A 12170-nucleotide genomic window follows, 5' to 3' on the forward strand; every position below is an offset into this window, starting at 1 on the left:
GCGTGCACACCGGGCACCGGTCTGTCGCGCACGACGTCCACGGTGAGCTCGGTCGTCATCGGGCACTCGATCGCGGTGCCGCCGACCTCGCCGTCGCCTTGCGCGGCGTGGCCGTCGCCGGCCGAGAACAGCGCGCCGGGGACCGCGACGGGGAGATGCAGGATGGCGCCGGCGCCGAGCTCCTTGTTGTCGAGATTGCCGCCCATCGCGCGCGGGATCAGCGAAGTGATACGGCCCCAGGCCGGCGGCGGCGCCACGCCCATCACGCCGAAGAACGGCGCCAGCGGCAACTTGAGACCCCACGGCATCTCGCCGGTCATGGCTTCGCGGTCGAGCGGAATGTTGATCCGGCGCGCATTGGGAAAATCGTCGGGCAGCGTGCCGGACAACGGTTTGATAAAATTGTAGCCCCAGTCCTGGCGCAACTGGACGTCGAGAATCTCCACCTCAAGCACGTCGCCGGGCTCGGCACCCGCCACCGCGACCGGGCCGGTGAGAATATGGCCGGGCAGCATGCGCTCGTTATGGGCGTGAACCTCGGCCAGTTCGGGCGGGGTGTGGAAGCGGCTACTGTCGGGCACCACTTCGGGGCCACCGCTGATCGAATCGATGGTGACTTCGTCGCCGGTGTTCACCGTCAGGACCGGCTTCAGCGCGGCGTCGAAGAAACCCCAGTGGCAGTTTTTCGGGCTAGCGGCGAGGTGGTGATGCGTCATCGAGAATCCTTCGGGGCGGTAGTCAGTGCAGAAAGCATCGTTCAATCCGCGGGTGCGATCAAGCAATGCGGAACCATCGGCACCCGGGCGACTTGTCAGGCGCTACATTCAAGGAAGGGACAATTCGTATGATCAAGAAATTGGCTTTGCTGGCGGCTGTGGCCGTTCTCTACAGCGCGGTGCCGGCAGCCGCGCAGGGCATCAGCGTCCAGCTCGGCAACGGTGATCGCGGTTATCATCGCGACGGCGGCTATCGCGGCGAGGGCTATCGCGGCGACGGCTTTCGTCGTGGGCGCGCGGAATATGTGCGTCGGGATCGCGGATATCACCGCGGCTGGGATCGCGGTCGCCGCGGTCGCACCGTGATCATCGAGCGGTAATCGCTGTCATTTCGATCAAGCAGCCCTGCGAAAGCGGGGCTGTTTTGCGTTCGGGCCGATCAGAGCGACAGCCAGGGCTCGGCGAGGTAGCGCAGCAACTTGGCTTCGCGGCGCCCGCGCGACACGGTGTCCAGCACCAAACCTGCAAACAGCGCCATTACCGCCACCAGCATGATGCCGACCGATAGACCTGCGGTGGGAAAGCGCGGCACCAGACCTTCTTCGGCATAGGTGATGACGATCGGGATCGCCAGGATCACCGACACGGCGGCCAGCATCAAGGCGACCGCGCTGAAAAACTGCAGCGGCTTTTCCGAGCGGTACAACTTCACGATGGTGCCGAGGATGCGAAAGCCGTCGCGCCACGTATTGAGCTTGCTGAACGAGCCTTCCGGGCGGGCGTAATAGGGCGTCTTGATCTCCAGTACCGGCATCGCCAGCTCCAGCGCGTGCACGCTCAATTCGGTCTCGATCTCGAAGCCGTCCGATAGCACCGGAAAGGACTTGACGAAGCGCCGCGAGAACACCCGGTAGCCGGACAGGATATCTTCGAAGCCCTGGCCGAATACGGAAGCAAGACAGCGGGTCAGCAGCCAGTTGCCGGTGCGATGCCCCGGCCGGTAGGCGACTTCGGCTTGATCGACGCGATGGGCGACGACCATGTCGAGGCGATCGGCGATCAACCGCTCGATCATCAATGGCGCGCTGGCGGCGTCGTAGGTCGCGTCGCCATCGACCAGCACGTAGATGTCGGCCTCGACGTCGGCAAACATGCGCCGCACCACGTGGCCCTTGCCCTGATGGCGCTCGCATCGCACCTGCGCGCCGGCGGCGTGGGCGACCTCGATCGTGTTGTCCGAGGAATTGTTGTCGTAGACGTAGACCTCTGCCATCGGCAGTGCGCTGCGAAAATCCGCAACGACCTTGGCCACGGCCGCCGCTTCGTTGAAGCAGGGCACCACGACCGCGACGCGGATCGGTGATGACGTCATGTCGAGGCTCCCGGTGCGGCGGTGTCGCGTGACGTCGTGGCCATATATTGCTGGGCAGCGACGAACATCCCCCACATCGCCCCAAGCATCAGCCAGAAATGCCGCCAGTGGTCGGTATCGATGACGAAGGCCTCGCCCACGGTGCCGAGAAAGGTGGAGAACACCGCGAGATAGGCGCGCTGCCACGGCACCCGCACGAACACATAGCGGAAGCCGAGCAGCACGGTGGTGAAGATCAGCGCGGGATAGCAGATGCCGGAAATCCAGCCGCCGGACATGAAGGCGTTGAGATAGGAATTATGGGTGTCTTCCGGGAAGAATTTGGTGAACTGCAGCGGCCCGATGCCGAACGGCAGCTCGAGCGCCATCTGCGCGCCGAGCACATGGCGGCCGAACCGGCCGAAGCGGCCCTCGTCGTATTTCTGATCGAAGCTTGCGCGCTGCTTGAACATCTCGGCGATGAAATCGAACTGCAGCAATACGACGATCACCACGACGACGACGAGCATCGCCGCGATGGCCATGACGATGATGCGCGAGCGCTGCTTGCTCGACGGGCTGGTCAGTACCATCAGGAACAGCATGAAGGCCGCCGTGACGACCAGCAGGCCCCAGGCCGCGCGGGAGAACGCCAGCAGCACCGCCAGCGTCATGATGCCGAGCGCAACGGCGCTGCGCAGCGAACGGCCGAAGCGATCGCTGACCACGCTTTGCAGCGTGAACAGCGCCGGCAGCACCAGGAATGCGCCGAGCACGTTGGGATCCTTGAAGGTGCCGGAGGCGCGACCATACAGCGTGAACAGCTCGCCGCCGCCGGGAATGAGGTGCAGGTAGCCGGCGATGCCGGACAGCGACGCCACCAGCGCCCCCACGATCATGCCACGGCGCAGCAGGTCGAGCCGGGCCGCAGTGTCCTCGGCGACCACCATGGCGACGAAGATCGCCGTTACCGCCATGTACCAGGAGGTAAAAATCCAGTTCACGATCGGCGTGGTATCGAGCAGGTACGCCGCGCAGATGGTGTAACCGATGTTGATCAGGAACAGCAGGGCGACCAGCGGCACGAACACCAGCCGCATCCGCAGGCCCGCGGCGAAGAACACCACCATGGCGGTCAGGATCGCGATTTCGTACGGGCTCGGCTCGATGAAGACGATGGCGCCGCCGAAGCCCATCAGCCACAGCAGCGAACGCTGCAGCGTCGCCACGGCGGGCGGCGTTATGCGGTGGCCATACAGGTGATCGGCGGACGCGTAGGTCATGGTCGCAACTCTACCGGGGCAGTGTTGACGAGTGGTATAGGCGGATCCGGAGGCGGGCAGGTTTTGGAAACGCCGACCTCGTTCCCCGGACGCGATGCAATACGAAGTATTGCTTCGCAGATCCGGGGTCCCGCTTTGCAGCAACCGGGATCCCGGATCTGCGGAGCGGCATAAGAATGCCGCACCGCGTCCGGGAAACCCGCTGCGACAGGATAGCCGAGGCAGTAACTCTCGGCAGACGACGTCTAATACGCGTTTTCGTTCTTCATCATCAGCGAGATCGGCGTCTTCAGCAGGATGTAAAGATCGAACAGCACCGACCAGTTTTCGATGTAGTACAGGTCGAATTCGACGCGCTTCTGGATCTTCTCCTCGGAATCGACCTCGCCGCGCCAGCCGTTGATCTGGGCCCAGCCGGTGATGCCCGGCTTGACACGGTGGCGGGCGAAGTAGCCATCGACGGCCTCGTCGAACAACTGGGTCTGCAGCTTGCCCTGCACAGCGTGGGGGCGGGGCCCGACCAGCGACAGGTTGCCCTTGAACACCACGTTGAACAGTTGCGGCAATTCGTCGAGGCTCGACTTGCGAATGAAGCGGCCGACGCGGGTGACACGCTTGTCGTCCTTGGTGACCACCGTCTTGGCCAATGGGTCGGCCTGGTCGTGGAACAGCGAGCGGAATTTGAACACGTCGATGCGCTCGTTGTTGAAGCCGAAGCGCTTCTGCCGGAACAGCACCGGGCCAGGGCTGTCGAGCTTGATCGCCAACGCCACCAGCCCCATCACCGGCAGCGCGGCAAGCAGCGCCAGCGCGCCGACCCCGCGGTCGAACAGCCACTTCATCACCAGGTCCCAGTCGGTGATCGGCGCCTCGAACACGTCGAGGGTAGGGACCTTGCCGAGATAGGAGTAGGAGCGGGGACGGAAGCGCAGCTTGTTGGTATGCGCCGACAGCCGGATGTCCACCGGCAGCACCCACAGTTTCTTCAGCATTTCCAGGATGCGCGTCTCCGCCGAGATCGGCAGCGCGAACAGCACAAGATCAATGCGGGTGCGGCGCGCGAATTCGATGATGTCATCGACCTTGCCGAGCTTCGGTGCGCCGGCGACGGTGTTCATCGAGCGCTTGTCGTTGCGGTCGTCGAACACGCCGAGGATCTGCAGGTCGGAATCCTCCTGCAGCCTGAGTTCCCTGATCAGATGTTCGCCGGTGCTGTCGGCGCCGACGATGATGGTGCGGCGGTCGAGCCGGCCCTGGTGTGCCCAGCGCCGGATCAAGGCTCGGAGCGCCGCACGCTCGGCCATGAGGATCACGATTCCGGCGACGAAGAACGATGAAAGCCACAGTCGCGAGACTGCGCCGCCGAGCTTGGCGAAGAAGGAAACCCCGATGAACAGCAGGAACACGAAGGCCCACGCCGATATCATGCGAGTCATCTGCCGCAACTGGCCGCGGAATATCTGCACCTGGTAGATGTCGGAGGCCTGGAAACAGACCACTGCCGCGGCGGCCATGGCGACGATGGCTGCGATGTACTGCCAGTTGAATCCATCGATGCGCGCCACGTAGGCCAAATAAAGCGCGGTGCCGACCACGCTGAGCACGACGAAGTCGACGATGCGGACCACGCCGGCGATGACGATCGGCGAATAGGCGGCGCGCACTTTCTGGCTGGCAACTTCAAGGGCCGCGGGCGTCAACCGGCGGCGGCGTTCAACCTGGCGCGCGCCGGGCGCTGTAGTCGCCGCCGCATCCAGCATCGAGCGTGCGTTGATCGGTTCCACGTTAAAATGTCCGTTGTTGCCCTGGCGTGCCAAAGGCTTCGCGCCAAGCGTATCGCTTGGCGCCGTTGTAGCGGACAAATCGGAAGAATTGGTTACGGGTTAAGAAGAGTTAACGTCTTGCAAATGCTTCGCGGTAACCTTCGATAACGCCCTCGACCATGGCATTCTGCGAAAAGTGGCGGGCCACGCGGTCGCGGAGCTGGGTCGCGCGCGCGAGTGTTACGGCCGGATTGTCGAGCGCCGCCTTGATGGCATCGGCCATGGCGCTGACATTGGACGGCGTGAACAGCGCGTCCGTCTGGGTATCGAAGATCTCCGGAATGCCGCCGACGTTCGCGGCGATCATCGGCACCCCGGCGGCGGCGGCCTCGATCACTACATAAGGCATCGAGTCACCGCGCGACGGCACCACCAGCAGCCGGCCTTTGGAGAATCCGTAGCGCGCCTTGACGTGGCCGATGAAGCGCACGGCCTGATCGAGGCCGAGCCGCTCGATCTGCGCCTTCAGCCGGGCCGTCTCCTCGCCGTCGCCGCCGAGCGTCAGGGTCACCGGCATGCCTCCGGCACGCAACCGCGCCACCGCATCCACCAGCAGGTCGGCACCCTTGATGTGACGAAACTCGCCGACATAGGCCACGTCCGAAGCGTCGTCCGCGGCCGCGACCGGATCGAACTCGCCGGCGGTGACACCATTGAACACGCATTTCACCAGACCCTTGGGCGTTCCGATGACGCGCTGGTAGGTGTCGCGAGCAAACGCGCTTTCGAACAGGAACAGTTCGGTGTGGTTCATCAGTGTGCGCTCGAGCCGCGCATAGAACGCGCCCTTCAGCGTGCTCGGCGGATAATGCAGCGAGCCGCCATGTGGGGTGTAGACGCGGATCGTGCTGGCGGATCTGGGCTTGAAGCGAACAAAGGCGCCGGCCTTGGCGCCATGTCCGTGCAGCACGTCGGGCTTGAGCCGCGACACCAGGCGCATGAAGCGCGCCCAGGCGAGAAAATCAGTGGGGTGCGGTTCGCGCTGGATCGCCAGCCGATGCACGCCGAGCTTCAGCCTTGGCGCGATCTCGGCGAGGGCAGCATCGGCGCGCTCGCCGCCTGTTATGCTATCGGCAACGATGCCGACGAGGTGGCCGCGATCGGCCTGGCCGTTGGCGACATCGAGGATGTGACGAATGATGCCGCCGACCGGCGCGCGGACGGCGTGCAGGATGCGCAGCGGGGTGTCGGAGACCACCGCCATCGTCAGAACCAGCGTTCGCTGATCAGCACGGTGTCGCCCGGGCCGACCGGCGTTCCCAAGGGCACCACGGTGCGGTACACGCCGTCGGCGGTCGGATGGGTCAGCGTGACTTCGTCGCGCTTGGCGCGGGGCGAAAAGCCACCGGCGATGGCGACGGCGCTTTCGACGCTCATGTTGGGGACGTAAGGATACTGGCCGGGGGCGGCGACCTCGCCGAGGATGAAGAACGGCCGATAGGCCTCGATCTCCACGGCGACCGAGGGTTCGCGAATGAAGCCGTTGCGCAGCCGGCCGCTGATGCTGGCGGCGAGCGCCGAGGGCGTCAGGCCACGCGCCGGCACCGCGCCGATTAGTGGCATGGTGATGGAGCCACCCGCGCCGATGGCGTAGGAATTGGTCAGACCTTCCTGGCCGTAGACCACGACACGCAGCCGGTCGCCGGCGTCGAGCTGGTAGCCGGGATTGGAGATCGCGGCGGGAATACCGTAGCGGGCCACACGGGCCTGTTGACCGTAGGCGAGAGCGTCGAGATCGCCCTGCGGGGGAAGCGTCGCGATGGGGCCGGACCTGGCCATGCAGCCGGACAACGCCAGGGCAGCCACGATGGAGACAGTTATGGCGCGGGCACCCGGCATCGGAAATTCCTGAGAAATATCGGCTCCAATAAGAGGCTTCGTAGTTAACAAAGCGTGAGCGCTCAAGCGCGAGCTGGTATCATTTGGTAATTAACCGGGCGGCAACCTTAATCGCATTTAATCGTCGCTGTAGGTAAGCGTCGCGGCGTTTGGTAGGGGTATGCAATGCGTTTGGCATTCTGGCGTGCGGGCCGACTGGGAGCGTTGTTCCCGAAGGCCGGCAGAGTTTCGTCCGCGCCGCGGGCGCCCATTGCTCCGGCCGTGGCTGCGCCGCAGCTCAACGACTTCGATCTGCGGGCCTTGGGCCAAGCGCTGCAGCGCAGGCGGGCCTGGGTCATTGTCCCGACTGTACTGGCGCTGGTGCTGTCGCTCGCCGTCGTCAACCTGATCACCCCGCGCTACAAGTCGGAAGCGCGCATCCTGATCGACGGGCGCGAGAACATCTTTCTGAGGCCGAATGGCGAACGCAACGAGGAGCGCACGTCGCTCGACGCGGAAGCCGTCACCAGCCAGGTGCAACTGCTGCTGTCGCGCGATCTGGCGCGTGACATCATCAAGAAGAACAAGCTCGCCGAGCGGCCGGAATTCGATCCGGTGCTGCAAGGCCTGTCGCCGGTGAAATCGCTGCTGGCCCTGTTCGGCATTGGCCGCGATCCGTTCTCGATGACGCCGGAAGAGCGCGTGCTCGATGCCTATTACGACCGCCTGACCGCTTACGCGGTCGATAAGTCGCGGGTCATGGTGATCGAATTCCAGTCGCACGATCCGGAACTCGCGGCGCGGGTCGCCAATTCGATCGCCGACGGCTACCTCACGATGCAGCAGGGCGCCCGCCAGGAGCAGGCGAAATCGGCAGGGCAGTGGCTGTCCGGCGAGATCGACAGCCTGCGCAAGAAAGTCGCCGAGGCGGAATCCCGCGCGGAGGATTTTCGCTCGAAGTCGAGCCTGTTCATCGGCACCAACAACACCTCGCTGTCGAACCAGCAGCTCGGCGAAATCAGCACGCAATTGAACAACGCCCGTGCGCTGAAGTCCGACGCGGAAACGAAGTCGCGGATGATCCGCGAGATGCTACAGACCGGCAAGCCGATCGAGTCGTCGGAAATCCTAACCTCGGAACTGATCCGCCGGCTGTCGGAGCAGCGCGTCACGCTGCGCGCGCAACTGGCCGAGCAGTCTTCCACCCTGCTCGATGGCCATCCCCGCATCAAGGAATTGAAGGCGCAGCTCTCAGATCTCGATCGCCAGTTGCGCGACGAAGCCGCCAAAGTGTCGCGCTCGCTCGACAGCGACGCACGGATCGCCGCCGGCCGCGTCGAAGGCCTCACCAACAGTCTCGAACAGGTCAAGAAGCAGGCCACCTCCACCAACGGGCAGGACGTGCAGGCCCGCGCGCTGGAGCGCGAGGCCAAGGCACAGCGCGACCTCTTGGAATCCTATCTGGCGAAGTATCGCGAGGCGACGACGCGCGAGAACATCGAAGCGGCACCAACCGACGGTCGCATCATCTCCCGCGCCATCGTCTCCAACACCCCGGCCTATCCGAAGAAGTTGCCGATCGTGCTGATCGCGACGCTGGCGACGCTGATGCTCAGCGCCGGCAGCATCGTCACCGGTGAAATGCTGCGCATGACCGCGCCGCGGCCGGCCGCGCCCACCGACACAGCGCCGGTGCCGCCGGCTCGTTCGGCGTTGCCCGAGACGTTGCCGGTGATGCCATCCGCGCCGCCGCTCGCGCCGCAGCCCGTCGCGCAACCGATGACCCAACCGGTGCCGCAGCCCGTCGTGCAGCCCGCGCTGCGCGACACCCATCCGGAACTGGTCGCCGGCCTCAGCGAGATCGAACAGCTGGCGCAGGAGTTTCGCGCGGCCGGGGCGAGCGCGCGCAAGATCACGATTCTCGGCACCGGCCATAACGACAACATCGCGCTCACCGCGCTGACGCTGGCGCGGCTGCTGGCACGCACCGCCAAGGTGGTGCTGGTCGATCTGTCGGCGACGTCGCCGACGCTAAAAGCGGTGTCCAACGATCCCTCCGCGCCCGGGCTGGCTGAACTCATGCTGGGCACAGCCTCGTTCGGCGAGGTCATCACCAAGGACACGCTGTCGCGCGTCCACATGGTGAGCGCAGGCCGCGCCGGCTCCGACCGTGCGCAGCTGCAGTCACCGCGGCTGACCATGGCGCTCGATGCCCTGCTGCGGGTCTATGACCATGTGCTGCTCGATGCCGGTACCGCGGCGGATCTTCCCGCGGGATTGCTGACCGAAAACGGTCGCGCCATCGTGGTACCGGAAGCCACCATGAGTGGAGAAGCCCGCGAGTTGATGTGCGAACAGCTCAAGGCCGTCGGATTTTCGGAAGTCGTGATGCTGCGTTCGGCGCCAAAGCCTGCCGACGCCATCGCGCCCGGCGAACGCATCGTGGCGGCGTAACGGTTCGTTCCCCGGACGCGATGCAACACGCAGTGTTGCTTCGCAGAGCCGGGGCCCCGGTATCTTGAAGTAAAACAACCGGGATCCCGGCTCTGCGCAGCGGCATGGCGGCGATGCAAGTGCATCGCCTGAAAATGCCGCAGCGCGTCCGGGAAACGCTGACAGTCTACCGCTGGAAGGCGTTGCGCAGCAGATGCGCCATTTGCAGCAGAGCCGGGGTTTGTTTCACCAGCCGCTTGGCGTGGGCCAGCGACGACAGGCCCATGGCGCCGAGCCGGCCGCGGCTGGTGAGCGGCACGAAGCTGTCGAAGATCGGCTCGTCGTCCTTGCAGAACATCTTCTTGTAATCGTCGGAGCCGATGCCGAGATCGAGCGAAGTGATGCCGCGCTCGGCATAGCGATCGATGATGGTGCGCATCAGGATCAGGCCGGGACTGTATTTCGAATTGGCCGACATCGTGTAGGTGTTGAACATCATCGAGAAGCGGCCGGCATCCGCGACGCCGGCGAACAGCGCGATGACTTCCTCGTCGCACTCCAGCGCGTGAATATCGATGACGCGACCGCCGTCGCGCGTGGCCAGGCAGGCGGTGCGGATGAAGTCCTCGACGCCGGGCTCGGCGAACACATTGGGCAGCTTCTGCTCGGCCATTCGCAGCGGCTTGATGGCGAAAAAGGCGTCGAGCACGCGCTTGATCTCGGCGTCGCTGGTGGCGAGAAAATAGCGATAGCCGGGCAGGATCTCGTATTTCTTTTCCTTGCTCCTCAGCCGCTTGCGAAACGAATGGCTGACGCGATCGGTCGGCGCGGCGCCCGGCACCATGTTCAGCACTGGGCAATCGTTGGTCGAGGCCTGGCTCGGCAGCAGCGCCAGGGGATTGGCGATGCCCAGCCAGCGCGCCGGCTGACGCGCCAGCACCAGCACGTCGATTTTGCGAGGCTGCTGCCGGATGCCGCGCAGCAAAGCGTCGATGTCGGCCTTGCCGGCAGAAGCGGCGAAGTCGCGCCGCCACAGCGGCATGTTGAAGGTGACATGCTTGCCGCCGAGGAAGCTCGCGACCTGCATGCCGTTCTCGTGTCTGGCGCCGAGTGGCAGCAGCAACAGCGGCTGGCCGCCGCTGTCATAGGCGATGACGACAAACGGTCGCAGGCCTTCCTGCGCGCCGATATGGCTCTGCCAGGCGGCCTGGAAATCGAAACGCTGATACGGCGTCGACAACTGCTCCGGAGCTTCGAGGCTGCGCCAGGTCGCTTCGGCCGCGGCCAAATCGTCCAGCACATCGACGCGCGCAATGCGGCTCGCATCAGGCCCCGCCGCCGTCGGATAGTCGATCGCAGCGGCCATGGTCATCGCGAAGCCTGGTTGACGTTCTTAGATTTTGAGGTTGTGGGGGACCTTTGCAAAGAAATCTCAACAAACAGTAATCACAATGCCCGGGGGCGGTCGGCGATACGCCGTACCGGGGGACGTTGCGGTGTCACGGAACACGAACGGGCTGACGACGCTAGGGCTGGAACTGGCGTGTTTCAGCGGCTTCGCGCGGCTGATGGAACGGTCCCGGGGCGGTGCCGGCGTGCTGCTCAAATTCGAGCGGGTGCGGCCACCGCGCAACGGGGCGTTCCAGCCGCTGCGATCCCGGGAGATCACGCCCGAATTTCTGGACCGGGTCATCCGCAGGCTGAAGCGCTGGAAATACGACATCGTCTCGATCGACGATGCCTGCGCGCGGGCGCGGCAGCCGCGTGAGGGGCGGCGCTTCGTCTGCCTGACCTTTGATGGCGGCTACAAGGACGTCGTCGAGCACGCTTACCCAGTGCTGACGCGTCATCGGGTCCCGTTCACGGTGTATCTGCCGACGGCCTTTGCGGACGGGCTGGGCGAGGCCTGGTGGCTGGCGCTGGAGCAGGTCGTGGCCCGCCACGACCGCATCAGCCTGATGATCGACGAGCAGCAGCGGCATTTCGCGATCGCCGCAATCGACGAGAAGCGGCAGGCCTATTATTACCTCTACAGTTGGATGCGCACGCTGCCGGCGCCGGTGCTGTCCTTGGCGATCAACGATCTCTGCAATCGCTATTCGATCGATCTGGCCGCCCTATCGCGCGCCACCGCGATGGACTGGGACGATATCGCTATCCTGACCGTCGATCCGTTGGTCACCTTCGGCACCGCCACGGTGAACTATTCCATCCTCGCCAATCTCAAGGATTCAGCGGCGTTGCGCGAAATCTCCATGGGGCGGGCGGTGGCGCTGGCGGCGCTGCGGCGCGATTCGCTGCATCTGGCCTATCCGTTCGGCGAACGCGGCTCGTTCAAGCAGCGCCACGCGGTGATGGCGGCGGAAGCAGGGTTCGCCAGCGCGGTGACATCGGTGGCCGGCGTGATCAGGCCCGACGGGCGCAGCGATCTGCACGCGCTGCCGCGGATCGCCTGGGACGGCCGGCGGCGCTCGATGCGGGCGCTGCGCGTGCTGCTGTCCGGCGTGATGCTCGACGCCGCGAGAGGCTAGAGGCCGATGCTAGCCGGCCGGTTCGCGATCCGGGCGCGCCATCCAGCTGACGATGGGCATCGCCGGCAGCACCCAGCCGATTCCCGCGACCACGTAGAAGATCGCCTGGTACCAGCCGTTGGCCGCGAGCCACGGCGCCTGCGCCACGGTCATGCCGAGCAGCGACCACACCACCACGAGGACGAGCAGGAAGATGGTGCCGAGGAACTTGCGGG

11 protein-coding genes are annotated in these 12170 nt (G+C 65.0%); 3 read left to right on the forward strand and 8 right to left on the reverse strand.

Annotated elements, in window-relative coordinates:
* The coding region (locus JWR89_RS01355; RefSeq protein ID WP_299710791.1) for an acetamidase/formamidase family protein at nt 1-716 on the reverse strand (716 nt) is incomplete at its 3' end.
* Nucleotides 717-844: 128 nt separating this feature from the next.
* Between JWR89_RS01355 and JWR89_RS01360 the strand changes: the two genes are divergently transcribed.
* Complete coding sequence (locus JWR89_RS01360) at nt 845-1096, forward strand: hypothetical protein (RefSeq protein WP_299710793.1); 252 nt, start codon at nt 845-847, stop codon at nt 1094-1096.
* Between the two features lie 59 nt (nt 1097-1155).
* On the opposite strand, the gene JWR89_RS01365 is transcribed toward JWR89_RS01360, so the two are convergent.
* The 5 genes from JWR89_RS01365 to JWR89_RS01385 form a co-directional block, all read right to left on the reverse strand.
* A complete protein-coding gene (locus JWR89_RS01365) occupies nt 1156-2088 on the reverse strand; it encodes a glycosyltransferase family 2 protein (RefSeq protein ID WP_299710795.1) in 933 nt (310 codons plus the stop codon).
* Complete coding sequence (locus JWR89_RS01370) at nt 2085-3350, reverse strand: O-antigen ligase family protein (protein ID WP_299710798.1); 1266 nt, start codon at nt 3348-3350, stop codon at nt 2085-2087. The genes JWR89_RS01365 and JWR89_RS01370 overlap by 4 nt, the downstream gene beginning before the upstream one ends.
* A gap of 245 nt (nt 3351-3595) precedes the next feature.
* The gene (locus JWR89_RS01375) at nt 3596-5134 is read right to left on the reverse strand and encodes an undecaprenyl-phosphate glucose phosphotransferase (protein WP_299710800.1); all 1539 of its coding nucleotides are present in this window, start codon (nt 5132-5134) and stop codon (nt 3596-3598) included.
* A 109-nt stretch (nt 5135-5243) separates the two neighbouring features.
* Entirely contained in the window at nt 5244-6377 is a 1134-nt protein-coding gene (locus tag JWR89_RS01380) for a glycosyltransferase family 4 protein (protein WP_299710803.1), read from the reverse strand.
* 2 nt (nt 6378-6379) lie between these two features.
* Entirely contained in the window at nt 6380-7012 is a 633-nt protein-coding gene (locus JWR89_RS01385; RefSeq protein WP_299710805.1) for a polysaccharide biosynthesis/export family protein, read from the reverse strand.
* A gap of 165 nt (nt 7013-7177) precedes the next feature.
* Here JWR89_RS01385 and JWR89_RS01390 point away from each other — a divergent pair, with 165 nt between their 5' ends.
* On the forward strand, nt 7178-9445 hold the full coding sequence (locus JWR89_RS01390; protein ID WP_299710808.1) for an exopolysaccharide transport family protein: 2268 nt from the start codon (nt 7178-7180) through the stop codon (nt 9443-9445).
* Between the two features lie 166 nt (nt 9446-9611).
* Here JWR89_RS01390 and JWR89_RS01395 read toward each other — a convergent pair whose 3' ends face one another.
* Nucleotides 9612-10796: a GNAT family N-acetyltransferase gene (locus tag JWR89_RS01395; protein ID WP_299710811.1), complete on the reverse strand. Its 1185-nt coding sequence runs from the start codon at nt 10794-10796 to the stop codon at nt 9612-9614.
* Nucleotides 10797-10992: 196 nt separating this feature from the next.
* On the opposite strand from JWR89_RS01395, the gene JWR89_RS01400 reads away from it, so the two are divergent.
* A complete protein-coding gene (locus JWR89_RS01400; protein ID WP_299710816.1) occupies nt 10993-11955 on the forward strand; it encodes a polysaccharide deacetylase family protein in 963 nt (320 codons plus the stop codon).
* A 9-nt stretch (nt 11956-11964) separates the two neighbouring features.
* On the opposite strand, the gene JWR89_RS01405 is transcribed toward JWR89_RS01400, so the two are convergent.
* Nucleotides 11965-12170, reverse strand: a 206-nt coding sequence (locus JWR89_RS01405) for a DUF2842 domain-containing protein (RefSeq protein WP_299710813.1), incomplete at its 5' end; no start/stop codon positions are given.

The sequence above is a fragment of the Tardiphaga sp. genome (genome assembly GCF_028290785.1).
Classification (GTDB): Bacteria; Pseudomonadota; Alphaproteobacteria; order Rhizobiales; family Xanthobacteraceae; genus Tardiphaga.